The sequence below is a fragment of the Streptomyces sp. NPDC001985 genome (genome assembly GCF_040296845.1).
Classification (GTDB): Bacteria; Actinomycetota; Actinomycetes; order Streptomycetales; family Streptomycetaceae; genus Streptomyces.
Map to the genome: position 1 here is coordinate 48,896 of NZ_JBEOYB010000029.1, position 25,201 is coordinate 74,096.

17 protein-coding genes are annotated in these 25,201 nt (G+C 73.2%); 13 read left to right on the forward strand and 4 right to left on the reverse strand.

The window, feature by feature from the left end; all coding sequences use genetic code 11:
- Positions 1-161 precede the first annotated feature (161 nt).
- The 4 genes from ABT122_RS15425 to ABT122_RS15440 all read left to right on the forward strand — a co-directional run bounded on the left by ABT122_RS15425 (position 162) and on the right by ABT122_RS15440 (position 9,513).
- Complete coding sequence (locus tag ABT122_RS15425) at positions 162-5,783, forward strand: glutamate synthase-related protein (protein ID WP_351551070.1); 5,622 nt, start codon at positions 162-164, stop codon at positions 5,781-5,783.
- A 5-nt stretch (positions 5,784-5,788) separates the two neighbouring features.
- Complete coding sequence (locus ABT122_RS15430) at positions 5,789-7,558, forward strand: sulfite reductase subunit alpha (RefSeq protein WP_351551160.1); 1,770 nt, start codon at positions 5,789-5,791, stop codon at positions 7,556-7,558.
- 2 nt (positions 7,559-7,560) lie between these two features.
- Complete coding sequence (locus ABT122_RS15435) at positions 7,561-8,490, forward strand: hypothetical protein (protein ID WP_351551073.1); 930 nt, start codon at positions 7,561-7,563, stop codon at positions 8,488-8,490.
- A 381-nt stretch (positions 8,491-8,871) separates the two neighbouring features.
- Positions 8,872-9,513, forward strand: a complete 642-nt coding sequence (locus tag ABT122_RS15440; RefSeq protein WP_351551076.1) for a DUF1326 domain-containing protein — start codon at positions 8,872-8,874, stop codon at positions 9,511-9,513.
- 220 nt (positions 9,514-9,733) lie between these two features.
- Here the strand turns inward: ABT122_RS15440 and ABT122_RS15445 are convergent, their stop codons facing one another.
- The gene (locus ABT122_RS15445) at positions 9,734-10,249 is read right to left on the reverse strand and encodes a DinB family protein (RefSeq protein WP_351551078.1); all 516 of its coding nucleotides are present in this window, start codon (positions 10,247-10,249) and stop codon (positions 9,734-9,736) included.
- Positions 10,250-10,381: 132 nt separating this feature from the next.
- Positions 10,382-11,281 carry a LysR family transcriptional regulator gene (locus tag ABT122_RS15450; protein WP_351551081.1) on the reverse strand — a complete coding sequence of 300 codons (900 nt, stop codon included), beginning with the start codon at positions 11,279-11,281 and terminating at the stop codon, positions 10,382-10,384.
- Between the two features lie 115 nt (positions 11,282-11,396).
- Between ABT122_RS15450 and ABT122_RS15455 the strand changes: the two genes are divergently transcribed.
- The 9 genes from ABT122_RS15455 to ABT122_RS15495 all read left to right on the forward strand — a co-directional run bounded on the left by ABT122_RS15455 (position 11,397) and on the right by ABT122_RS15495 (position 22,759).
- A complete protein-coding gene (locus ABT122_RS15455) occupies positions 11,397-12,140 on the forward strand; it encodes an IclR family transcriptional regulator (protein ID WP_351551084.1) in 744 nt (247 codons plus the stop codon).
- Positions 12,141-12,301: 161 nt separating this feature from the next.
- Positions 12,302-13,477 (forward strand): acyl-CoA dehydrogenase family protein, encoded by a 1,176-nt coding sequence (locus ABT122_RS15460; protein ID WP_351551087.1) that lies wholly within the window; start codon positions 12,302-12,304, stop codon positions 13,475-13,477.
- A gap of 2 nt (positions 13,478-13,479) precedes the next feature.
- Positions 13,480-14,757 (forward strand): CaiB/BaiF CoA transferase family protein, encoded by a 1,278-nt coding sequence (locus ABT122_RS15465; protein WP_351551090.1) that lies wholly within the window; start codon positions 13,480-13,482, stop codon positions 14,755-14,757.
- Between the two features lie 26 nt (positions 14,758-14,783).
- Positions 14,784-15,683 (forward strand): SDR family oxidoreductase, encoded by a 900-nt coding sequence (locus tag ABT122_RS15470; protein ID WP_351551094.1) that lies wholly within the window; start codon positions 14,784-14,786, stop codon positions 15,681-15,683.
- Between the two features lie 146 nt (positions 15,684-15,829).
- A complete protein-coding gene (locus ABT122_RS15475) occupies positions 15,830-16,603 on the forward strand; it encodes a citryl-CoA lyase (RefSeq protein ID WP_351551097.1) in 774 nt (257 codons plus the stop codon).
- A gap of 10 nt (positions 16,604-16,613) precedes the next feature.
- Positions 16,614-17,900, forward strand: a complete 1,287-nt coding sequence (locus ABT122_RS15480) for an MmgE/PrpD family protein (protein WP_351551100.1) — start codon at positions 16,614-16,616, stop codon at positions 17,898-17,900.
- Between the two features lie 83 nt (positions 17,901-17,983).
- Positions 17,984-19,678, forward strand: a complete 1,695-nt coding sequence (locus ABT122_RS15485) for a class I adenylate-forming enzyme family protein (RefSeq protein ID WP_351551102.1) — start codon at positions 17,984-17,986, stop codon at positions 19,676-19,678.
- Between the two features lie 44 nt (positions 19,679-19,722).
- Entirely contained in the window at positions 19,723-20,868 is a 1,146-nt protein-coding gene (locus ABT122_RS15490) for an acyl-CoA dehydrogenase family protein (RefSeq protein ID WP_351551105.1), read from the forward strand.
- Between the two features lie 25 nt (positions 20,869-20,893).
- Positions 20,894-22,759, forward strand: coding sequence for an alkyl/aryl-sulfatase (locus ABT122_RS15495; RefSeq protein ID WP_351551108.1), 1,866 nt, complete (start codon positions 20,894-20,896; stop codon positions 22,757-22,759).
- Positions 22,760-22,780: 21 nt separating this feature from the next.
- On the opposite strand, the gene ABT122_RS15500 is transcribed toward ABT122_RS15495, so the two are convergent.
- Both ABT122_RS15500 and ABT122_RS15505 read right to left on the reverse strand, forming a co-directional pair.
- On the reverse strand, positions 22,781-23,929 hold the full coding sequence (locus tag ABT122_RS15500) for a CaiB/BaiF CoA transferase family protein (RefSeq protein ID WP_351551110.1): 1,149 nt from the start codon (positions 23,927-23,929) through the stop codon (positions 22,781-22,783).
- A gap of 106 nt (positions 23,930-24,035) precedes the next feature.
- Positions 24,036-25,193 carry an acyl-CoA dehydrogenase family protein gene (locus ABT122_RS15505; RefSeq protein ID WP_351551113.1) on the reverse strand — a complete coding sequence of 386 codons (1,158 nt, stop codon included), beginning with the start codon at positions 25,191-25,193 and terminating at the stop codon, positions 24,036-24,038.
- Positions 25,194-25,201 lie beyond the last annotated feature (8 nt).

Consider the following 25,201-nt stretch of genomic DNA (forward strand, 5'->3'; position numbering starts at 1 on the left):
CCCCCGGCGCCCACCCCACACTTGCGGTGGAGGTTAGGTAAGCCTTACCGTACTCACTCACACCCCTCAGGGCTCGGCCGTCACACCGGTCCGCCCGCGGCGAGCGCTTCACCGACGCAGCCTGGCCGTCCGCTGCCGGAATTCTCGCTGACAGGACGCATGTGAACCACTCCCCCTTCGGGCTGTACAGCCCTGCCCGCGACCACAGCGACTGCGGCGTCGGGTTCCTCACCCGCCTGGACGGAGCACCCAGCCACGACGTCATCCGCAAGGGCGACGAAGCGCTCCGCGCCATCCCGCACCGGGGTGGCAAGTCCGCCGAGGGCGTCGGCGACGGCGCCGGGGTGAGTGTCGACCTGTCGGTGGAGTTCTTCGGCGCGATCACCGGCGAGAAGCTGCGCGCCGGACACTTCGGCGTGGCGAACTGCTTCGTGCCGGCCGGTGCCGAGGGCCGCGACGGCGCGGTGGACCTGGTCGGCCGGAGCATCGCCGAGCAGGGGTTCGAGGTCCTGCTGGTCCGCGATGTCCCGGTGGATCACACCGTCGCCCGCCCGGCGGCCGAGAAGTACCAGCTCCCCATCGTGCAGTGGGTGTTCCGCGCGCCCGAGGACTGGGAGCGCGGCGAGGTCGACGCCGCCGCCCACCGCGCGCTGCTCGCCGTCGAGGCCGTCGCCTACGCCGACGACAGCCGCGCGGGGCTGTACCCGCTCTCCCTCAGCGCCCGGACCCAGGTGCTCAAGGGGCGGCTCAACTCCGCCGAGGTCATCGGCTACTTCCGCGACCTCGGCGATCCGCGCCACTCCGTCCGCTCGCTCTACTTCCACACCCGGTTCTCCACGAACACCGAGCCGCACCCGACCATGGCCCAGCCGTTCCGGCTGATGGCGCACAACGGCGAGCTCAACACCGACCGCAAGAACCGTCTGTCCGACGAGGCGCTCGCCCGCGCCCGCACCCGGAGCATCGTGCGTCCGCCGGGGCAGTCGGACTCCAGCCGGCTCGACCAGACCCTGCAGAGCCGGGTGTTCGACGACGGTCTGGACATCGTCGAGGCGGTCGTGTCCCTGATGCCCCCGGCCTGGGAGAACGACCGCACACTGCCCGCCTCCGTGCGGGACATGCTGGAGTACTTCTCGCTGTACGAGGAGAAGAACGACGGCCCGGCCGCCGTCATCTTCAGCGACGGCGACACCATCGGCGCCCGGCTCGACCGCCTCGGTCTGCGCCCGCTGCGCACCGTGGAGACCGCCGATTACCTCATGGTGGCGTCGGAGGCCGGCCAGGTCGCCTTCCCCGACGACGAGGTGGTGCGCCGGGGCCGCATCGAGGCCGGCGGGATGCTCGTCGTCGACCACCGCACCGGCCGCCGGATGCGCACGCGCGAGGTGCTCGACGCCCTCGCCGCGCGCCGTCCGTACTCCGAACTGCTCAGCGCGGCACGGGTGAACCTCGACGACCTGCCGGCACCCGGGGGCGAGAGCGGTGCGGCGACGCCCGGATACGACGGTGACCTCACCCTCGCCGGCCGCTATGTGGCGTACTCGCTGAACCAGGAGAGCTTCCGCTTCATGCTCGACCCGATGCTGGCCAACGGCTCGGAGCGGATCTCGGCGATGGGGTACGGCCATGCCATCAACGCCCTGAGCGACACCGAGGGCGGCATGGCGAAGTACTTCTCTCAGCGCTTCGCCCAGGTGACCAACCCGCCGCTGGACAGCATCCGCGAGGCCGACGGCATGAGCATGCGGGTCGCCCTCGGCCCGAAGCCCGACGGCACCGGGAGTACCGGGAGCACCGGGGCGCCCGGGACCCCCAGCCGGCAGATCGTGCTCTCCTCGCCCGTGCTCGGACACCTCGACATGGTCCGGCTGCGCGACCAGCGGATCGTCCCGCTGGAGCGGTTCGCCATGCTCTACGTCCCGGTGCCCGGCGACGAGACCGCCAACGCCGACGCGCTCCGGTCCGCGCTCGACCGGCTCTGCGACGACGTCCAGCGGTTCGCCGCGCGGGGAGGCGGTATCGCGCTCCTCACCGACCGGGACATCTCCTCGGCGCGCGCGCCGATCCCGGTGATCCACGCCGTCGCGGCGGTGAACCAGCGTCTCATCGGGACCGGGCTGCGGCTGCGCGTCTCGATGGTGGCGGAGAGCGGCCAGCTCGCCTCCTCCCACCATGTCGCGACCGCGCTCGGCTTCGGCGCCTCCGCGGTCCACAGCCTCAGCGCACGGCTGCGCGCCGAGGAGAAGCACCCCAGCGCGCCGGCGCCCGCCGGCGAGGTCACCGCGACCGACCGGGCTCTGGCCAGGTTCCGCGCGGCGGTGGAGAAGTCGCTCGCCAAGACCATGGGCCGGGTGGGTCTCTGCACCGTCGAGAGCTATATCGGCGGCGAGTTCTTCGAACCGAACTATCTCGACACCCGAGACGATGTGTTCGCCCGGATCTTCCCGCACATGGACGCGCCGGTCGGCGGCGTCGGGTTCGCCCGCGTCGCGCGGGCCGCGACGGAGTGGCACGAGCGGGCCCGCACGGTGCAGACCGAGCAGCAGATCCCGCTGCTCGGCCTCTTCAAGGAGCGGTCGGACGGCGCCGGGCACTCGTTCGGTGTCACGGCGGTGCGCGGCTTCGGCGGAATGACCGGGGAACGCCCGGAGTTCGGCCGGCCGGGCGACTCGGACGCGCTGCGGCTGCTCACGCTCGGCCGGCTCGGCGACGCGTTCGGCATCACCGACGCCGCGTACCGGAACACCGGGTACGACGCGCTCAGCGATGCCGAGATCGACGCGTTCAGGATCACGCCGGGGTACCGCGCCTTCCTCCGGACGACACAGGAGGAGCGGTCGCGCCGCCCGGCCGCGCTCCGCGATGTGCTCGCGCTGCCCGCGGATGTCACCGGGTCCCGCACCCCCCAGGAGTACGCGCGTGAACTCGGCCGGTTCTCCACCACCGGCAACGCGAGCGTCGCCGTGCGCGGGATGCTCGTCTCCGTCTCCCGGCCGCCCGCGGGCCCGGGGCGCCGGGACGGCGAGGTGACGGCACGGCTGCGTCTCACCGCTCCGGGACCGGACGGCGCGGAGGGGGAGACCGGGCCCGGCACCGCGCCCACCGACGGTGAGCGGCACACCGCGCTGGCCGCCGGGCTCGCCCTCGCCCACCCCGGCGAGGTCGTCACGGTGGAGGCGGGCCCGGACGGTGCCGTCGTCACCGCCGTGGGCGCCGCCGCGCGGCTGCTCACCCTTCTCACGAGCGCGCCAGGGAGCGTGCCGCTGGACGAGGTGCGGCCCGCGCACGAGATCACCCGCTCGCTCGCCTCGGGCGCGATGAGCCATGGCGCGCTCGTGGCGACCGCGCACGAGGCCGTCGCGCACGGCACGAACATGGTCGGTGCCCTGTCCAACAGCGGTGAGGGCGGCGAGCACCACTCCCGGTACGGCACGATCCGCGGCTCCCGGATCAAGCAGTTCGCGTCCGGCCGGTTCGGGATCTGGGCGGGCTATCTCGCCGACCCGATGCTCGAGGAGCTGGAAATCAAGATCGGCCAGGGTGCGAAGCCGGGTGAGGGCGGGCAGTTGCCCGCGCCGAAGGTCACCGTCGACATCGCGGCGGCGCGCGGCGGCACCCCCGGCATCGAGCTGGTCTCCCCACCGCCGCACCACGACACCTACTCGATCGAGGATCTCGCGCAGCTCATCCACGACTGCAAGGCGGCGCGGGTGCGGGTCGTGGTGAAGCTCGTGTCGTCGGAGGGCATCGGCACCATCGCGGTCGGTGTCGCCAAGGCGGGCGCGGACGTGATCAACGTCGCGGGGAACACCGGCGGCACCGGCGCGGCGGCCGTCACCAGCCTGAAGTACGCCGGACGGTCGGCGGAGATCGGTGTCTCCGAGGTGCACCAGGCCCTCGTGGCGAACGGGCTCCGGCAGAAGGTCGTCCTGCGCTGCTCCGGCGCGCACCAGACCGGCGGCGATGTCGTCACCTCGGCGCTGCTGGGGGCCGACAGCTTCGAGTTCGGCACGACCGCGCTGATGATGCTCGGGTGTGTCATGGCGAAGAACTGCAATGTGAAGTGCCCCGCCGGGCTCACCACGAACGCCGAGGTGTTCGAGGGCGATCCGCGCGCGCTGGCGCAGTATCTGCTCAATATCGCGCACGACGTCCGGCAGATCCTCGCCGGGCTGGGGCTGCGTTCCCTGCGCGACGCCCGGGGACGCACCGATCTGCTGCAACTGCTCGACCACCCCGCGAGCGCCGGACACCTCGATGTCCGCCGTCTGCTCGCGCGGGTGCCGGAGCGGACCGTGGCGGACCCGGAGTATCCGGAGAAGGACTTCAGCACCGACGACGCTCTCATCGAGCGGGTCCGCGCCGCGCTCGTCGACCGGCGCGAGCCGGCGGTGCTCATCGAGGGGGTCCGCCTCGGCAACAGCGCGAAGTCGGTGGGCGGGCAGCTCGGCATCGATGTCGAGCGGCTCCTCAACCACGGGCCCGGCGCCGATGGTCTCGCCGGCGCGCCCGCGGTCGCCACCGACGACCGGGGCCGCCGCCGTCTCGTCGACGGCGCCGTCCTCATCCGCACCACCGGGTCCGCCGGTCAGTCGTACGGTGTGTTCTGCAACGACGGCATCACGCTCGAACACACCGGGACCGCGAACGACGGCGTCGGCAAGAGCCAGAGCGGCGGGCGGATCGTCGTCCGCGCGCCGGGCGGCGGCAGCACCGAGCGCGGCGGGAATGTGCTCATCGGGAACTTCGCGCTGTTCGGCGCGACCGGCGGCCGGACGTTTGTGCAGGGGGAGGCCGGTGACCGGTTCGCCGTGCGGAACTCCGGCGCGACCGCGGTCGTGGAGGGCCTCGGCGACTTCGGCTGCGAGTACATGACCGGCGGCTCCGTGCTCAACCTCGGCGGCTTCGGCAAGGGGCTCGGCAACGGCATGAGCGGCGGCTTCCTCTACCAGTACGACCCGTCGGGCGAGCTGGGCGGCGGCCGGGTGAGCGCCGACTCGCTCCGGGTGTTCCCGGTGACCGACACCGCGCACGGCGCCTTCCACGAGGAGGCCGTGCGGCTGCTCCTGGAGTGGCACGCCGAGGCCACCGGCTCCCCGCTGGCGGCCCGGCTGCTGGAGGAGTGGGACACCGAGCGGCGGCACGTGTACTGCGGAATGCCGCGCGCGCTGCTGCTGTACCAGGACTCCTCCGAGATCCTCGCCGCGGCGACCCGGTCCGAGCTGCTGGACGAGCTGGCGGCCTCGATCGCGACGGAGAAGCTCCGTGCGTTCAAGGCCGACTACCGCGACCGCCGCACCGTGCTCGGCGGCCGGGCCCCCGCCCTCGGCGACCAGGGCGGCGATGGCATGTTCTCGCTGCTGTCGTCGTACACGGTCCTCGGTGTCGCCCAGGACCTCGCGCTGAAGCGGGTCCCCGGAGCGAGTGGTCTGGACGACCCCCGGGTGGCCGAGGAGGTCCGGAGCCTCGTGCTCACGGAGGACTTCCTCATCAGGCAGCGGGTGGTGAGGTATCTGCGCGGCGCGCTGGAGCGGTTCGACGACGACGAACTCGCCGCGCTCATCGCGGGCAAACGCCTCGACGACTACAAACACGCGCTGCGGCAGCGGAACAACCTGAGCGTGGACGCTCCCGGCACCTACGGCTGGATCATGCACCAGAACGCGAAGAACGCCGGCCGGGTGCGGGCCGCGCGGTTCGACGAACTCCTCGCGACCGCCGCCCTCGACGACATCGCCGCCCGTCCCGCCCACCGGGCCCCGGCCGGGGCGGTGACCGCGTGACGCTCATGCCTCCGACCGGCTCCCTCATCCTGGCCGATGCCCCGTTCTCGGCCGAGCAGGAGTCCTGGCTCGCCGGGTTCATCGCGGGCATCGCCGCCGCCGGACGCCGGGAGACCGCCGCGGGCGGCGCGCCCGCCGTGACGGGCACCGTCGACGTGCTGTTCGGTACGCAGACCGGAACCGCCGAGTTCCTCGCCGGTGAGCTGGTCGCCGGGGCCCGCGCCCGAGGTCTCGGCGGGACCGCCACCGCGCTCGACGACATCACGCCCGAGCGGCTCGCCGCCATGTCCCATCTGCTCATCGTCACCTCGACCTACGGCGAGGGCGAGATGCCCGACAACGCCGGGCTGTTCTGGGAGGCGCTCGGGGACGAGGGCGCGCCGAGGCTCGAAGGGCTGCGCTACGCGGTCCTCGGGCTCGGCGACCGGGGGTACGACGAGTTCTGCCGGGCCGCGAAGCTCATCGACACCCGTCTGGAGCAGCTCGGCGCGGTCCGGCTGCACGACCGCGCCGACTGCGATGTCGACTTCGAGGAGCCCGCGGCGGCGTGGACCGCCGCGGTCCTGGACCGTCTCGCCGCCGAGACCGGCGCGACAGCGGCGGGGGGCGCGCCCGCCCCCGCGCCGGCACCGGCGCCGGCCCCCGGGACCCGTTCCCCCTGGAACCGGCGCACCCCCTACCGCTCCCGGCTCGTGGTGAACAGGCTGCTCTCCTCGCCGGACAGCGCCAAGGAGATCCGCCACTACGAGCTGGACCTCGGCGACAGCGGCATCACCTACACGGCCGGCGACGCGCTCGCCGTCGTACCGATGAACGACGACGCGGTCGTCGGCGCGCTGCTGGAACACCTCGGTGCGAGCGGTGACGAGGACACCGACGGGGGCCCGCTCGCCGAGGTGCTGCGCACCGGGCGCGAGATCCGCATCCCGTCGAAGGAGCTGGTCGCCGATCTGGCCGGGCGGGCGCCGTCGAGCGAACTCGCGTCGGTCGTCGCCCGCGGCGACCGGTCCGGCCTCGACTCCTGGCTCTGGGGCCGGGACGTGCTCGACCTGCTCCGTGCCGCCGGGCCCGCCGCACCGGGCCCGGACGAGCTGCTGCCGCTCCTGCGACCGCTCAAGGCGCGGCAGTACTCGATCTCGTCGAGTCCGCTGGCCCACCCGGACCGCGTCCACCTCACCGTCGCGTCCGTCCGCTACGACACCGCGGACCGCCGGTACGGGGGTGTCGCGTCGACCTATCTCGCGGACCGGGTCGGCGGGGACACGGCGGAGGCGGCCGTCGGCATCTACCTCCAGCCGAACGCCGCCTTCGGCGTACCGGCGGACGACAGCGCCCCGATCGTCATGATCGGCCCCGGCACCGGGATCGCGCCCTTCCGCGGCTTCCTGCACGAGCGCGCCGCGCGGGGCGCCTCCGGGCGGAACTGGCTGTTCTTCGGCGACCAGCGCCGCCACACCGACTTCGTGTACGAGGACGAACTGACCCGGCTGCGCGAACAGGGCGTGCTCACCCGGCTCGATCTCGCGTTCTCGCGCGACCAGGCCGAGAAGGTCTATGTCCAGACACGGATGCGCGAACGCTCGCGCGAGCTGTACGGCTGGCTGGAGGACGGCGCGTATCTGTATGTCTGCGGCGACGCCTCCCGGATGGCGAAGGACGTGGAGGCGGCTCTGCTGGGCGTCATCGCCGAGCAGCGGGGACGCGGTGACGAGGATGCCACGCGGTACCTGGCGGAGCTGCGCCGGGCGAAGCGCTACGTACGGGATGTGTACTGAGCATGACGGACCACCATCCCGAGCGGCGGGACCCCGACGGCCCGCGCGCGTCCGGGCGGCGCTGTGGCGGGCGGGGCAGCTCCATGCGGCTGATCGACGCCCGGATGCCGGAGCTGACGCGCTGTCTGACGCTCTTCCAGTACGTCCAGGCGGTGACCGGCGGCCGGGTGGCGCTGATCGACCAGGCCGGGAGCTACGCGGTTCCGAGCCTGCGCGGCGAGGCGTTCGCCCTCCAGCCGGGCTCGATCGCGCTGCGCGTCGACGGCGGGGCTGTCGCCTCGGCCGTGGTCGTACGGGACGAGGACGCCGGCGCGGTCGTCCTGCACCTGTTCGACGCGGACGGCCGGACGGTGCACCAGGGGCGGCTGCTCTCCGAGGGGGACCGTCTCCTGATGGGCCTCGCCGGCACGGTCGACGCCCTGGCGCCGGCGCCGGCCGCCGCGCCGTCCGCCCTCCCCGGCTCACCGGCCTGGGAGAGCGGCGACCAGCTCGCCCAGCTCGACGAGATCCTGGTGGACGGCGGCGCCGCGCGGCGCCGGGCGTTCGGCCGGTACCGCGGCGAGCACCGGGCGATCGACGCCGGTGTCGTGCCCGAGGTGCTGGAGCACGTCTGCTCGGTGGGGCTGCCGATCGGGGTCGCGGTGTTCGCCCCGGGCGCCATGCAGGCGTGCGGCGGCCGGGTGCATGTCACCGACCAGACCATCGGCGGGCAGGTGTTCGCGGCGATCGCGGAGAGTTCGGTGCAGATCCACCTCCCGGGTGTGCGGGCGTGCCATCTCGTCCGCTCCACGGCCGCGCACGGCCCGACCTCGGCGATCGAACTCGACGACGAGGACGGGCGGTGCGTCGCGGTCATCACCCAGTTCGGCATCGTCGGGGAGCAGGTCCACACGGCGTGGGAGCATCTCGCGGCATCGCTGCCCGACGCCTAGGGAGTCCCTTCCGGACCGGGCCGGGCCGGACCGGTGAGCGGGGTCCGGTGCCGGGGATCGCGGGGATCGCGGGCGCGCTCGATCGGACCGGCCGGCCCCGGGGGGGCGCCGCCGGCCTCAGGACGTGCGGCGTCTCCGGGTCCGTGCGGTCACCGGCGCCCTGACCGGCGGGCGCGGTGGCGGGTCCGATCAGCACCTACCGCGCGTGGGCACGCGATCGAGCGCGGCGCGCCCTCGGCGGCGGGCCGCCGCACCGGATGTCCGGGCGGGGGCCCCAGGGCAACTGGATACCCCCCACGGGTATTTGACTCCCTCGCGGGCAGCGGGCTAACCTTCCCCGGAGGGATACCCCACTGGGGTACCAATCAGGGAGGAACAGCGATGAGCGAGACGACCTGGCACCTCAAGGGCGAGTGGTTCGATGTGTGCAGTTGCTCGATGCCCTGCCCCTGTACGTTCGCGCAGGCGCCGACGGACGGCGCCTGCCTGTTCACCCTCGTCTGGCAGATCCACGAGGGGCACTTCGGAGAGGTGCGCCTGGACGGACTGGGTGTGGTGGCACTCGGCGAGTTCGCCGGGAACATGTGGGTGAACGACCCCGACGCCACGATGGCGGCGATGTTCTACATCGACGCGAAGGGGACACCGGCGCAGCGGGACGCCCTGGAGACGATATTCCGCGGCGACGCCGGAGGGTGGCCGGGCACTTTCGGCTCACTGATCAGCGAGGTGCGCGGAGTGCGGTACGCGCCGATCCACTTCGACGCCGCGCCGGATCTCGCCCACTGGCGCGCGACCGTCTCCGACCAGGTGAGCGTGGGCGCCACGGCCCTGACCGGCCCCACCGCGGACCCCGCGCGCCGGGTGCAGCTGATCAACGCCCCCGGGTCGGAAGTGGGGCCAGGCCAGGTGGCGACCTGGGGTGTGGTGAGCGAGGACCGCGCCGAGGGCTTCGACTTCTCCCGTGAGTACCGGGGCGGATCGAGCAAGCACTTCCCGTTCGACTGGCGGCCGGACGCGTGACTCCCCCGGCCGCGAGGGGATCGTCCTTCCCACCGGTCAGCCCTTCCGCTCCCCGGCGCTGGGGAGTTTCTCTCGGATCGGGCCGGATCGGTGAGCGGGGTCCGGTGCCGTGGATCGCGAGGCGGGGGAGGGAGCCCACGCGGAACACCGGCGACTGGCGACAACGCGGCGGGGCGCGGTGCCGGGGCTCGCGAGCCCGGCACGATCCGAGAGAGACGACCTAGGAGTACCCCTTCGTCCCGTCGAGCAGCTCCCGCACGATGTCCGCGTGCCCCGCGTGCCGTGCGGTCTCCTCGACGAGGTGGATGAGCATCCAGCGGAGATTGGCGCTGCCGGAGGGGTGCCCGGGGTGACGGCCGATGTCGTCCAGCGAGGCGGCGGCCACGATCTCGTCGCTCCGGGCGCACTGGGCCTCGTACTCCGCGAGCAACCGCGCGAGCGGGACGCCGTCGGCGCGCCAGTTGGCCGCCTCGTCCACCGTGTCGAAGGACGGGTTCCGTGTCATGTCGCCGCCCAGGAAGAGCACCTCGATCCAGGAGTGCTCGACCCAGCGCATATGGCTGATGAGCCCCGCCATCGTCATCGCCGGCGAGGTCGGGACGGCCCGGCGGTGCGCGTCCGCCTCGCTCAGGCCGTCGCACTTCCACCGCAGGATCTGACGCTGGAGTTCCAGCCAGCCGGTGAGAGCGGTGCGCTCGTCGGCCCGCAGGGGAGGACGCCGCAGAGAAGGTTCCATGGCTGCGGACGTTAGACCGCCCCGTCCCCCGCTGTCGTCCGGTTTTCACCGGTACGGGAGCGGGGTGCGGGCGCGGACGGGCCGCCGGGGCGGTCACCGGGCGTCGGTCAGGGCCCGGCGGCCCGGCGGGGCTCATGACCCGCGTACCCGCTCCGCTCCGTCCAGCTCCTCCACGAGGTCGACGAACGCCCGCGCGGTCGGCGAGAGTTCGCCGATCCGGTGGTACAGATACGCCAGACGCGGCACGTTGAAGCCGACCGGGCGGATCACCGCGCCGAGCGCCTCCGCCGCGCGCGCCGCGGGCTCGGGCAGCACCGTCGCACCGGCGCCCGCGAGGACCAGGGGGATGACGGCGTCGCGGTGGGCGGTGTCCACGGCGATCGTGAGCGGCGGGAGCTGGAGGGCGGCCACCTCGACGGTGATCCAGGTGCCGACCGCCGATTCCGCCGCGGCGCCCATGACCACGTCGTGACGGACCAGCTCGGCCAGTCCGACCGGGCCCTCCGGCAGCGAGGTGCCGGGCGGGAGGACCACCATCAGCTCGCTGAGCGCTATCGGAACCGCGCGGTGTTTGGGGTAGGGCGCCGGATGGTCGTGGACCAGCAGCTCCGCCTCCGCGCGCCGGAGCGCCGCGAACCCCTCCACTCCGTTGGCCGCCTCGCGCACCCGTGTCCTGACACCGGGGTAGCGCGCGCGGAACTCCGTGACGACACGGACCGCCGGATCGACCGCGAGAGCGGGGACGACGGCGAGATCGAGCTGCCCGGTCGCGAGCGTGCCCACCCCCTCGACCGCCGCCCGGACGCTGTCGAAGCCGCGGAGCGTGCGGCGGGCGGGGCCCAGCAGGGCCCGTCCCGCGGGGGTGAGCGTCAGCTTCCGTCCCCGTACGAACAGCGGCGTCCGCAGCTCGCGTTCGAGTTCCTGGATCGCCTGGGAGACCGAGGGCTGGCTGAGGTGCAGCCGCCGTGCCGCGCCGGAGATGCTGCCGGCCTCGACGGCCGCGACGAAGTAGCCCAGATGGCGCCGTTCCATAGGCCATGCCTATCACATCCAAAGGAATCCCAAGGCTTTACCGGTACCGATGGGCGGCATAGCGTGCCGGTCAACGGCCCGTCGAACCCTCGGACCGCCGGAGAAAGGGGACCTCATGCAGGGCATCCAGCGCGGTCTGCGCATTCTCGAAGCGGTCGCCGCGCACCAGCCCGTCGGGGTCGGCGAGCTGTCCCGGGTCTGCGAACTGCCGAAATCCTCGGTCCAGCGCGTTCTGCGGGCCCTGGCCGACTCGGGCTGGATTCGCGCGGCGGACGAGGAGCAGACGCGCTGGACGCTGACCTCCCGGATGCTCACCCTCGCCGGGACGGCGGCCGGGGAGCGGGGCATCCGCGAGGCGGCGCTCGGCCCCATGCGCGAACTCGGCGCGCTGACCGGGGAGACGGTCACGCTCCAGGTCCCGGACGGCCCCTGCCGCATGGTGCTGATCGAGCGCGTCGACTGCCGTCATCCGGTCCGGACCCACAACCGGCTGGGCGCCACCTCGCCGATCACCGCCACCTCCACCGGCCTCGCCGTTCTCGCGCTGATGCCGGACGAGGAGGTGGAGCGGGTCCTCGCGCGGCCGGTGCCCCGGCTGACGGCGAACACCTTGGTCGAGCCGCACCTCATCAGGGCACGGCTCCGGGAGGCCCGCGCCAGGGGCTTCGCCGTCAACCGGGGCCAGAACCGGGACGGCGTCTGCGCCGTGGGCGCCGCCGTGACCGGTCCGGGCGGCGTCCCGGCGGGCGGCATCGGGCTGTCCCTGCCGGACAGCCGCTTCGACACCCGCCGTGTGCCGTGGTGGGCCCAGCAGGTGCGGCTCACCGCCGCGGCGGTCTCCGCGGCGCTCACCGACTGAGCCCGGGGCCCGCGCCCACACCCCGAGGACCACCGCACATACCCCACCACCCGGACCTCCACCCCACCACCGGGCCCGCGTCCGCGCCGCACCGGCCGGAGCACGACCGCCCGGAACATCTCCGCCGATCCCCGGCGCGACACCACGAGGGAGCCGTACGCATGAGCACGCGCACCGAAGGCCCGGCAGAGGTCTTCCTCACCGAGGACCGGCTGGCGATCCAGGCCCTGGCACGCGAATTCGTCGCCAGGGAGGTGCTCCCGGTGGCCGGCGAACTCGACCCGGTCGCCGGGGAGATCCCGATGGAGCTGCGCCGCAAGATGGCCGAGCTGGGATTCTTCGGCATCCTCATCCCGGAGGAGTACGGCGGCCTGGGCCTCGGCGTCATCGAGTACGCGCTGGTCGTGGAGGAGCTGGCGCGCGGCTGGATGAGCGTGGCGAGCCTGATCGCCCGTGGTCAGCAGTTCGCGCACGGGTTCAGCGCCGAGCAGCGGGCCGCGTATCTGCCCCGGATGGCGCGGGGCGAGTTCCTCAGCGCGTTCGCCCTGTCGGAGGCGGACGCCGGCTCGGACGTGGCGAATCTGCGCTGCCGCGCCGAGCCGGACGCGGACGGCGGCTGGCGGATCACCGGTCAGAAGATGTGGTGCACCTTCGCCGACGGCTCGGACTACCTCCAGGTGTTCGCGAGGACCGAGCCGGTCGACCCGGCGCGGCGGTCGCACGGCATCACCTGCTTCCTCATGCCGAAGGAGCGCGGCACCCTCCCCGAGGGGGTGACCGGCACCCCCGTGCGCAAGATCGGCTACCACGGCTGGCGGACCTGGGAGCTGTCGTTCGACCACGCCCGGGTCGAGCCCGGCATGGTCGTCGGGGAGGTGGGGCGCGGGTTCGGGATCGCCATGGGCGATCTGGTCATCGCCCGCATCCACACGGCGGCCCGCGCCATCGGTCTGGCACGGGCCGCGCTGGAGGACTCGATCGGCTACGCGAAGGAGCGCGTGCAGTTCGGCAGGCCGATCGCGGAGAAGCAGGCCATCCGGTTCAAGATCGCCGGCATGGCCACCCGGATCGAGGCGTCGCGGGCGCTGCTGCACAGGGTCTGCGCGGAGTACGACGCCGGCCGGCCGTCCAATCTGGAGGCGTCGATGGTGAAGCTGCACGCGAGCGAGATGGCCGAGCGGGTCACCAGCGAGGGTCTCCAGATCCACGGAGGCGCCGGATACACCACCGACTTCGCCGTCGAACGGCACTGGCGCGACGCCCGTCTCACCAAGATCTTCGAGGGCACGTCGGAGATCCAGATGAAGATCATCTCCGACACGCTGCTGGGACGCTGACGATGGCCGTCGCCCCGCCGTCCTCCCCCGGCCCCCTGCACGGGCTCACGGTCCTCGATCTGAGCCGGATGCTCGCCGGTCCCTTCTGCACCATGGTCCTCGCCGACCTCGGAGCCACCGTCCTGAAGGTGGAGCCGCCGTTCGGTGACATGACCCGCGCCCAGGGGCCGTACGCCGAGGGCGACGGACTCCAGGCGTACGGCGGGTACTTCCAGTCCGTCAACCGCAACAAACAGGGCCTGGTCGTCGACCTCACGAAGCCCGGCGGCGCCGGGGTGATCCGCCGGCTCGCCGCCACCGCCGACATCCTGGTGGAGAACTACCGGCCGGGCGTGATGGAGCGGCACGGCCTCGGCTACGAGCGGCTCGCCGCGATCAATCCGCGCCTGGTCTACACGGCGATCCGGGGCTTCGGCGACCCGCGCACCGGTGTCAGCCCGATCCAGGACTGGCCGAGCTACGACATCGTGGCCCAGGCGATGGGCGGCCTGCTCGGGATCACCGGCCCGGCCGACGGCCCGCCCGTCAAGGCCGGTCCGGGTCTCGGCGACACACTGCCCGCCCTGTTCGCGGCGGTCGGAGCACTCGCGGCGGTGCGGGAGCGCGAGATCACCGGGCTCGGCCGGTTCGTGGACGTGGGGATGTACGACGCGGTCGTCGCCGCCTGCGAGCGGATCGTCTACCAGTACTCCTACCAGGGCGTCGCCCCCGGGCCCGAGGGCAACGCGCATCCCCTGTTCTGCCCCTTCGGGCTCTTCCCCGCGTCGGACGGATTCGTCGCGCTGGCCGCCGCGCCCGCCGACCACCACTGGGTGCTGCTCTGCGAGGTGATGGGGCGACCGGAGCTGGGCACGGACGCCCGGTACGCGCACAACACCGACCGGGTGGCCCGGCAGGCCGAGGTCCTCGGGCTGGTCGGTGAGTGGACCGGGCGCCGCACCCGCGCCGAACTCGCCGGACTGCTGGGGGGAAAGGTCCCCTTCGGACCGGTCAACACGGCGGAATCGCTCTTCGACGATCCGCATCTGCGGGCACGCTCCATGCTCCGCGAGGTCGAGCACCCCGGTCTGGACCGGCCGGTCACGGTCGCCGCCGGCCCGATCCGCTTCGCGGGCGGGGCCGAGCCCGGCATCCGGCGCGCGCCGCTGCTCGGGGAGCACACCGATGCCGTCCTGCGCGGGTGCGGCTACACCGGGGAGGACATCGCTCGGCTGCGCGCGGCAGGTGCGGTGGGCGGGGCGGCCACTACCGGCTCCGGCTCCTCTTCCACCACCGACTGAAGCCGTTCTCCGAAGGGATGCGCACCATGGGAAGCCTCACCGGCCGCGTGGCGATCGTCACCGGCGCCGGGCGCGGCCTCGGCCGCGAGCACGCGCTGCTCCTCGCCGCCGAGGGCGCGCGGGTCGTCGTCAACGATCCGGGGGTCGCCGGGGACGGCCGCGGCGGGGACGGGAGTCCGGCACACCGGGTGGTCGCGGAGATCCGGGCGGCCGGCGGCCTGGCCGTGGCCGACACCGGCCGGGTCGACGACTTCGCCGCCGCGGGGGCGCTGGTCGAACGCGCCCTCACGGCCTACGGCGAGCTGCACGTCCTGGTCAACAACGCGGGCATCACCCGCGACGCGACGGTGGCGGGAATGACGGAGCAGCAGTGGGACTCGGTGATCTCGGTCCATCTCAAGGGCCACTACGCCACCCTGCACCATGCCGCCGCCCACTGGCGGAGGCGGGCCAAGGCCGGGCAGCCGGTCGCGGCGTCCGTCGTCAACACCTCGTCCGGGTCGGGTCTGCGCGGCAACCCCGGGCAGCTCAACTACGCCGCGGCCAAGGCGGGCATCGCGGTGATGACGGTCGTGGCCGCGCGTGAGCTGGAGCGGTACGGCGTACGGGTCAACTCGATCGCCCCCGTGGCCCGGACCCGGATGACGCTCGACACCCCGGGCCTCGCCGGGAGACTCGCCGCCCGCGCGGGTGAGTTCGACACCTGGGACCCGGCGAACGTCTCACCGCTGGTCGCCTGGCTGGCCGCCGAGAAGTGCCGGGCCACCGGCCAGATGCTGATGATCCGCGGCGGGCGGATCGATGTCTACGACGGCTGGACCGTCCGCGAGACCCATGAGCACGAGGGCCGCTGGACACAGAGCGGCCTGGACGCCGCCCTCGCCGGGCTGCCCTCGTCCCCTCCCCCGCTGGTCCCCTCCCTCTGACCCGACGGCCCCACGGCCCCACCGCACCACCAGCCGGCTGGCCGACCGGCCGGCCAGCCCACCGCCCCGCCGGCCATCCGATCACTCCGCCCCCTCCAACCCCTGTGTCCCCTCCGACACCCGACCCCGTCATCCGAAGGGCTGCCATGTACACCACCCATATCGGCACCTCGACCGCCGACTCCATCAACATCTACGGCTACGACCTGTGCTCCGAGGTCATCGGGCACGCGAGCCTGGCCGACCTGGTCTTCCTCGGGGCCCGGGGCCGGCTGCCCACCGGCGACGAGTCGAAGATGCTCAACGCGCTGATGGTGGGCATCGCCGAGCACGGCTTCACCCCCAGCTCCCTGGCCGCCCGGCTCACCTGGCTCGGCGCTCCCGAGGCGACCCAGGCCGCCGTCGCGGCGGGCCTGCTCGGCGCGGGCAGCGTCTACCTCGGCGCCATGGAGCTGACGGCCCGTACGCTCCAGGAGGCGCTGGAGTCCGCGCCCGGCGGGCAGAGCACCGGGCGGACGGCGGCGGAGATCCTGGACCGCTTCACGGCCTCCGGCGAGAAGGTGCCCGGCTTCGGACACCCGACCCACCGGCCCCGTGACCCGCGCACCGCCCGCTACTTCCGGCTCGCCGAGGAGTGGGGCTTCCTCGGGCCGCACAGCCTGCTGCTCCAGGCGGTCCACGCCGAGATGGAGCGCCGGCGCGGGAAGCTCATCACGCTCAACGGCGCCGGCACCTTCGGCGCGGTCATGTCGGACCTGGGGTTCGACTGGCGGCAGGTGCGCACCGTGGTGGTGGCCGCCCGGGCCGTGGGGCTGGTCGGCCACATCGCCGAGGAAGCGGCACGCGGCACGGCCGACGGCACCGCCCAGGCGCTCTTCCGGCACGTCGAGCACCACACCGACTACCGGCCGCGGCGCTGAGGGCCGTCGTATGCGCACGGGAACCGCCGGGACGCTCGCCCGCTGGGCCTGGTCGTACGAACCGGACCCGGACGATCTGGCCCTGGCCGAACGCTCGCTGCGGGACACGCTCGCCGTGACCCTCGCGGCGCGAGGGCACGAGGTGGCGGCGCTCGCCGCCGATCTGCCCGATGCCGCCCGCTGGTCCGCGGTCGGCCATGTCCTGGACTTCGACGACGTCCATGTGGGGTCGACGAGCCATGTCAGCGTGGTCACCGTCGCCGCGGCGCTGGCCGCGGGCGGCGGCGCGCGCGCCTATCTCGCCGGGGCCGGCGTCATGACCAGGCTCGGTACGCTGCTCGGCTGGCCGCACTACGCGGCCGGCTGGCACGCCACCTGCACCCAGGGAGCGCCCGCGGCGGCCGCCGCCGCCGGTGTCGCGCTGGGGCTGCCGCCCGGCCGGCTGGCGACCGCGATGGCCCTCGCCGTCCCCGCCGCCGGGGGTGTGCAGGCCGCGTTCGGCACACACGGCAAGGCGCTCCAGGTCGGCTTCGCGGCCGAGGCGGGGGTGCGGGCGGCACGTCTCGCCCTCGCCGGGGCGACGGCGGACCCGCGCGCGCTGGACGCGTGGCTGGAGCTGGTCGGCGGCTCCGGAGCCGGAGCCGATACGGGTGCCGGAACCGGAACCGGAGCCGGAGCCGGAGCGGGTGTCGACACGGAGGACCGCCCCGCCGTGGCGGGCGGGCTCGCCGTCAAGCTCCACCCCTGCTGCTACGCGATGCAGCGCCCGATCGCCGCCGTCCGCGAGCTGCGGGAGCGGCACGGCCGCCTCGCCCCGGCGGATGTCACCGGGATCGTGGTCACGACACCCGACGCGAGCATGCGGCCCCTGATCCACGACCGGCCCCGCACCGGCCTGGAGGCCAGGTTCAGCATGCCGTACGCCATCGCGACCGCGCTCCTCGACCGCTTCCCGGACTTCACGTCCTTCACGGACGCGGCGGTCGGCAGACCCGAGGCGCGACGGCTGATGGAGGTCACCGAGGTCGTGCGCACGCCCGGGGGGAACGGGCTGCTCTCCGGTGCCGTGGACATCCGGCTGGAGCTGGCCGACGGCAGCGCGCTCCGTACGAGCCTCGCCCAGCCGCCGGGCTCGCCACTGCGCCCGCCGGCCCCGGGGGAGCTGGCGGGGAAGTTCGCCGCCTGCGGCGCCGATGTCCCGGGGCTCCTCGCCGGCGTCACCTGGTCCTCGGCACCGGGGCTCCTCGCCTCGGCGCTCGGGAACCCGCCACGGGCCGCGCCGACGATCCCCGCCTGACCCGCTCGCGCCACCGGAGCCCGGCTCCACCACGCACCGAACATCCAGCGCCCCCGTCCACTGTGAAGCCGCCAGGAGAACCCGTGCCCCACGCTTGGCCGAAGAACATGCCGCCGTCCCTCGACATCCCGGATGTGGGCGTCGACGCCCTGCTCGCGGGCGCGGCCCGCGCGTATCCGGACCGCGTCGCCCTGCTGGACGGCGAGGAGTCCCTGACCTTCGCCGAGCTGCGCGCGGCGGCGCTCAGGGTGGCCGGCGGGCTGCGCGCCCGGGGCCTGGAGCCCGGCGACGCCGTGGCGCTGCACATGCCCAACACCTACTGGTATGTCGTGGCCTACTACGGCGCCCTGTGCGCCGGCCTCGCGGTCGCCCCGCTCAACCCCGCCCAGCCGGCCGCCGCGCTGCGCGCCCAGCTCGCCGACTGCGGCGCGAAGGCCGTCTTCACCCACCCCGCCAACGCCGCCGCGCTCCGCGAGGCCGCTCCGGAGGGGGACCGGCTCCTGGTCCACGTCCCCGGCACGGCCGCCGGGCCGGCCCCCTCGGACGCGGTCCTCCCCACGGGCTCCGTCCCCCTCGCGGAGCTGCTGTCCGGTGAGCCGCTGACGGACAGTCCCGTCGACCCGGAGCTGGTCGCGCACCTCCAGCTGACCGGCGGCACCACCGGACGGACCAAGGCGGTACGGGTGCTGCACCGCAATGTCGTCGCCAATGTGCTCCAGACCGGCTGCTGGCGCTCGTCGTCCCTGCCGAGCCTGGACGCCGAAGGCGGCGTGCGGGTCACCCGTACCGACGATCCCGCGCCGGGGACGATCGTGCCGGGCCAGGGCTGCAACATCGCCATCGCGCCGTTCTTCCACGGTCTCGGCCTGGTCGGCCACAACAGCAACACCCTCCTCGGCGCCACCGCGGTCATCACCGGCGGCAGGTTCGACGCGGACCAGTTCATCCGCGACATCGAGCGCTACGGCGTCACCCATATGTCCGGCTCCCCCGCCATGTACCACGCCATGCTGCGCAGCCCCGAGCTGGGCAGACGGGACGTCTCGTCCGTACGCATGATCACCTCCGGTGCCGCGCCGATCGACACCACCGCGCTGGGCGAGCTGCGCGCGGCCTTCCCCACCGCCGGCGTCACCGAGGGGTACGGGCTGAGCGAGGCCACCATGGGCCTGACGGTGTCGCCCCCCGGAGCGGAGATCGAGACCCCGCTCGGGAGCGTGGGCGTCACCATCACCAACACCGAGATCGAGATCCGGGCCGAGGACGGTGTCACGGTGCGGGAGCAGGGCGGTACGGGTGAGATCTGGGCGCGCGGCCCGCAGATCGCCGACGGCTACCAGGACGAGCCCGAGCTGACCGCCGAGCAGTTCGCGGGCGGCTGGCTGCGCACCGGCGACATGGGCCACTTCGACGAGAACGGCTTTCTGTTCCTGGTGGGCCGGGCGAAGGACATGCTCATCTACAAGGGGTACAACGTCTATCCGCAGCCGCTGGAGGAGCTTCTCTGCTCCCACCCCGCGATCGCCCAGGCCTCGGTGGTCGGCCGCCCGCACCCCGAGTTCGGGGAGATCCCGGTCGGTTTCGTCGTCCTGCGCCCCCGGTTCGCGGCGGGGAGCGGCCGGGAGGTCCTCGACGAGGTGATGGCGCATGTCGCCGCACGGGTCGCCCCCTATCAGAGGGTCCGTGAGCTGCGGGTGGTGGACACACTGCCGCTGACACCGACCGGAAAGATCCTCAAGTCGCGGCTCAGAGAGTGTCTCCACGACGACCGCCGCTGACCCTGTGTCCCTTCCGCCCGACCCTTCAACGACAAGGAGAACCCATGGACAGCGCCAGTGCCGCGTTCGAACACATACTGGGAGCGGTCCGCCGCTTCATCCGCACGGATGTCGTGCCGCGCGAGCGCGAGATCGAGCTCGCCGACGAGGTCCCCGCCGACATCCGGCGCAAGGCCGTGGACATGGGCCTGTTCGGCTACACCCTGCCCGAGGAGTACGGCGGCATGGGCGCCCGGGTCGAGGAGGACGCCCGGCTGTGCTTCGAGTTCGGCTGGACCAGCCTCGCGTTCCGTTCGATGTTCGGCACCAATATCGGCATCGCCGGCCAGGTGCTGGTGAACCAGGGCACCCGGGAGCAGCGGGAGACCTGGCTGCCGAGACTGGCCCGGGGCGCGGTGGCCTCCTTCGCGCTGACCGAGGCCGAGGCGGGGTCCGATCCGTCCGGGATGACGACCCGCGCCGTGGACACCGGTGACGGGTGCTACGAGATCAGCGGGGCCAAGCGGTTCATCACCAACGCGGCGGTCGCCGACGTCCTCATGGTCTTCGCCCGCACCGGTGAGGGCGGCGGGACGACCGACGGCATCTCCTGCTTCCTGGTCGAGCAGGGCACACCGGGGCTCGTGATCGGGCCCAAGGACGCCAAGACCGGCCAGGCCGGCGCATGGACCTCCGAGGTCTTCCTGGACAAGGTCAGGGTCCCGTACGCGGCCCTCGTCGGCGGCACCACCGGCCGGGGCTTCGGCGCCGCCATGCGCTCCCTCGCCAAGGGCCGGGTCCATGTCGCCGCACTCTGCGTCGGCCAGGCCGCCCGGGCGCTGGAGGAGTCGGTGGAGTACGCCCGTCACAGCAAGCAGGGCGGGGAGCCCATCGGGCGGTTCCAGCTCGTGCAGGCGATGCTCGCCGAGAGCCGTGCCGAACTGGACGCGGCCCGCGCCCTGGTCCTCGATGTCGCCCGCCGGTTCGACTCCGGGGAGGACACCCGGATCGGTCCGTCGACGGCGAAGCTGTTCGCCACCGAGATGGCCGGCCGGGTCGCGGACCGCGCGGTGCAGATCCACGGCGGCATGGGCTACATGCGCGAGACCACGGTCGAGCGCATCTCCCGCGACGTCCGTGTGATGCGCATCTACGAAGGCACCAGCGAGGTCCAGAAGCTCATCATCGGCCGCGCGCTCCTGCGCGGCTGACTCCCCCTCCGCGAGACGGGACACCATGACCACCACACAGGAACCCGACTGGAACGACAGCGGCGACCGGGAGAACGCGCACCGCGGCCTGGTCGACCGGCTGGACCCCTGCGTCATCCGCGACGCCGCGGGCCGGGTCGTCTGGGACAACGACCGCTGGTCCTTCCTCACCGGGCAGGAGTGTCCGCCGACCGTGCACCCCGGTCTCTGGCGGCAGGCGGGACACAACACCGCGCAGGGGCTGTTCGAGGTCGCCCCCGGCTTCTACCAGGTCCGCGGCCTCGATGTCTCCAATATGACCATCGTCGAGGGCGACACCGGTGTGGTGGTCATCGACCCGCTGGTCTCCCAGGAGTGCGCTGCCGCCGGTATGGAGCTGTACCGCCGCAACCGGGGCGACCGCCCCGTCCGGGCCGTCGTCTACACCCACAGCCACGGCGACCACTTCGGCGGCGTGCTCGGGGTGACCACGCCCGGGGACGCCGCCGCCGGCCGGGTGGAGATCGTCGCGCCCGAGGGCTTCATGGAGCACGCGGTCAGCGAGAACGTCTTCGCCGGCCCCGCGATGCGCCGCCGTGCCGTCTACATGTACGGCAAGTCCCTGCCCCCGGGCCCCGAGGGCACGGTCGGTTTCGGTATCGCCCAGGCGCTCTCGACCGGGACCATCGGGCTGCTCCCTCCCACCCGCACCATCCACCGCACCGGCGAGGAACTGGTGCTCGACGGGGTGCGATTCGTCTTCCAGATGGCGCCCGACGCCGAGGCCCCCTCGGAGATGAACTTCTACTTCCCGGACCACAAGGTCCTGCTCATCGCCGAGATGGTCAACCACACGCTGCACAATGTGCTGACGCTGCGCGGGGCGCTCGTCCGGGACGCCCGCGCCTGGGCGGCGTACATCACCGAGTGCGTCGGGCTCTTCGCCGACGCCGAAGTCCTCATGGGCTCGCACACCTGGCCGACCTGGGGCCATGCCGAGGTGCGCCGTATCCTCACGGAACAGCGGGACGCGTACGCGTACCTCCACGACCAGACGGTGCGGCTGATGAACCGGGGCCTGACGGGCCCGGAGATCGCCGAGGAGATCACCGCGTTCCCCGGGGAGCTGAACGCGGCCTGGAGCGTCCGGGGCTACTACGGCTCCCTCAGCCACAACATCAAGGCCGTCTACCAGCGCTACATGGGGTGGTTCGACGGCAATCCGGCCCATCTGTGGCAGCACCCGCCGGTCGAACAGGCCCGTCGTTACGTGGAGTTCATGGGCGGCGCCGACGCCGTCGTGGCCAGGGCCCGCCGGTCGTTCGACGAGGGCGATCCGCGCTGGGTCGCCGAGGTCCTGAACCATGTGCTCTTCGCCGAACCGGAGCACACCGGGGCCCGTGAGCTCCAGGCGCTGACCTTCGAGAGGCTGGGGCACGCCCAGGAGAACGGCGTCTGGCGCAACTTCTACCTCACCGGAGCCCAGGAGCTGCGGACCGGCTCCGACGGGCCCGCCGGCAGCGAACCGCACCACCGGAGCCCGGACATGCTCGCCGGGCTGACGACCGGGCAGATCTTCCAGTCCCTGGCCGTCCGCCTCGACGGGCCGCGCGCCGCCGCCCACCGGCTGCTGCTGCGGTGGGAGTTCACGGACACCGACGAGGTGTGGACGGTCCTGGTCGGCAACGGTGTGCTCACACCGATGCGCGGCGACGCCCCCGACGGGGAGGCCCCGCAGCTCACCCTGCGGCTGGAGCGCGCCACGCTCAACCGGATTCTCGCCGGGGAGACGGCCTTCGGCGACGGCATCGGCTCGGGCTCCGTGGTCACGGAGGGCGACACCGGTGTTCTCACCACCCTCCACGGGCTGCTGGAGGAGCCCCCGCGGCACTTCCCCGTCGCCCTGCCGTGACGGGCGGGTGAGCCCGGTCCGTCAGACGCGCGGCGCGAGGGCGTCGACGGTGTCCGCGTCCAGACCCGCCTCGGTGAGCACCTCGCGGGTGTGGGCGCCGACCACCGGGGCGGGTCGCGGAGTGGCGGCCGGTGTGCCGCTGAAGCGGGGCGCGGGGGCGGGCTGGAGGAGGCCGTTCTCCGTGTAGTACGTGCCGCGTGCCACGTTGTGCGGGTGGCTCGCGGCCTCGGTGAGGCCGTACACCGGGGTGACACAGGACGGGGTGCCGTCGAAGACGGCGGTCCACTCGGCGCGGGTCCGGCCGGCGAAGACCTCATCGAGGCGGGCGCTCATCGCGGGCCAGGCGGCGCGGTCGTGCTGCCGCGCGAAGAGCGGGTCGCCGGCCAGGCCGAGGACGTCCAGCAGGGCCGCGTAGAACGGTGTCTCGACGCTGCCGACCGCCATATGGCCGCCGTCGGATGTGCGGTACGTACGGTAGAAGGGGGCACCGCCGTCGAAGAGGTTCACGCCGCGGGCGTCCTCCCAGCGCCCCACCGCGAGCAGTCCGTGGATCAGGGCGAGCTGGACGGCGGTGCCGTCGGTCATGGCGGCGTCGACGACCTGGCCCCTGCCCGTGCGCTCCGCGCTCAGCAGCGCGGTGGTGATGCCCAGGGCGAGCAGCATCCCGCCGCCGCCCATGTCGCCGAAGAGGTTGAGCGGTACGGGCGGGTTCTCGCCGGCGGCGCCGAGGGCTCCGAGCGCACCCGCCACCGCGATGTAGTTGATGTCGTGTCCGGGCGCCTGGGCGAGCGGGCCGTCCTGGCCCCAGCCGGTCATCCGGCCGTAGACGAGCCCGGGGTTGCGGGCGAGGCAGATCCCGGGGCCGAGGCCCAGGCGCTCGGCGACGCCGGGGCGGAAGCCCTCGACGAGGGCGTCGGCGGTGTCGATGATCGCGAGTGCCGCCTCGACGCCCCGCGGGTCCTTCAGATCGAGGGCGACCGAGCGGCGGCCCCGGTGCAGGACCGGGTGCCCGGAGGCGGTGCCCGCCAGGGCCGGGCGGTCGACGCGGACGACCTCGGCGCCCTGGTCGGCCAGGAGCATTCCGGCGAAGGGGCCGGGCCCGATGCCGCCCAGTTCGACGACGCGGATACCGGCCAGGGCGCCGGTGGTGGTGGATGCGGTGGTGCTCAAGTGTCTCGGCTTCCTTCGGTTCCGGGAGGGCGGCGGGGTGGAGCGGGCCGTCGCCCGGCCGGCCCGCGCGGGAGGAGCGGGGCGGCCGGGGCGCACGGGGAGCGGTCTACAGACCGAGGTCCTTGGCGATGATGGTCTTCATGACCTCGCTGGTGCCGCCGTAGATGCGGGAGACGCGGGTGTCGGCGTACAGCCGGGCGATGGGGTACTCCAGCATGTAGCCGTAACCGCCGTGGAGCTGGAGGCACTTGTCGATGACGCGTGCGGCGACCTCGGTGCCGAAGAGCTTGATCCTCGCGGCGTCGGCTCCGGTCAGCTCGCCGGAGTCGTCGAGTTCGATCCCCTTGTCGACCATGGCCTGGAGGGCCTCGACCTCGGTGGCGCACTCGGCGAGGACGAACTTGGTGTTCTGGAAGGCGGCCACCGGCTTGCCGAAGACCTGGCGCTCCAGCACGTACTCACGGGCGAAGGCGATGGCGGCGACGGCGGAGGAGACGGCGCCGACGCCGATCTGGAGACGTTCGCGGGGCAGGTTCCGTCCGAGGTAGGAGAAGCCCTTGTCCGGCTCGCCGAGGATGTTCCCGGCCGGGACGCGGACATCGGTGAAGGACAGCTCGGAGGTGTCGGAGGAGCGCAGACCGATCTTGTCGAGCTTGCGGCCGTAGGCGAAGCCCTCGCTGTCGGTCGGGACGACCAGCAGGCTCAGGCCGTGGCGGCGGTCCTCGGCGGTGGCGGGGGCCGTGCGGGCCGCGACCACGCAGAGTTCGGAGTTGCGGGCGCCGGTGATGAAGGTCTTCGCGCCGTTGAGGACGTAGTGCGTGCCGTCGTCGGACAGCGTGGCCGTGGTGCGGATACCGGCCAGGTCGGAGCCGGTGCCGGGCTCGGTCATGGCGATGCACAGCAGGGTCTCGCCGGAGGCGATGCCGGGCAGCCAGCGCCTCTTCTGCTCCTCGTCGGCGAGGTTCAGCAGATAGGGGAGGACAATGCCGGTGGAGACGCCGTAGTGGCCGAGGGAGACCCCGGCGCGCGCGCACTCCTCGGTGATGACGACCTGGAACTTGTAGCTGGTGTCACCGGAGCCGCCGTACTCCTCCGGGATGTCGAAGCCCATGACGCCCAGCGCGCCGAGCTTGCGGAAGAGGTCGCGGTCGACGAGGTTGTCCCTCTCCCACCGGTCGAAGTGGGGCACCACCTCGTTGGCGATGAAGTCCCGGATCATCGCCCGGAACGCCTCGTGCTCCCGGGTGTAGATGTTGCGCTTCATGACGGGTC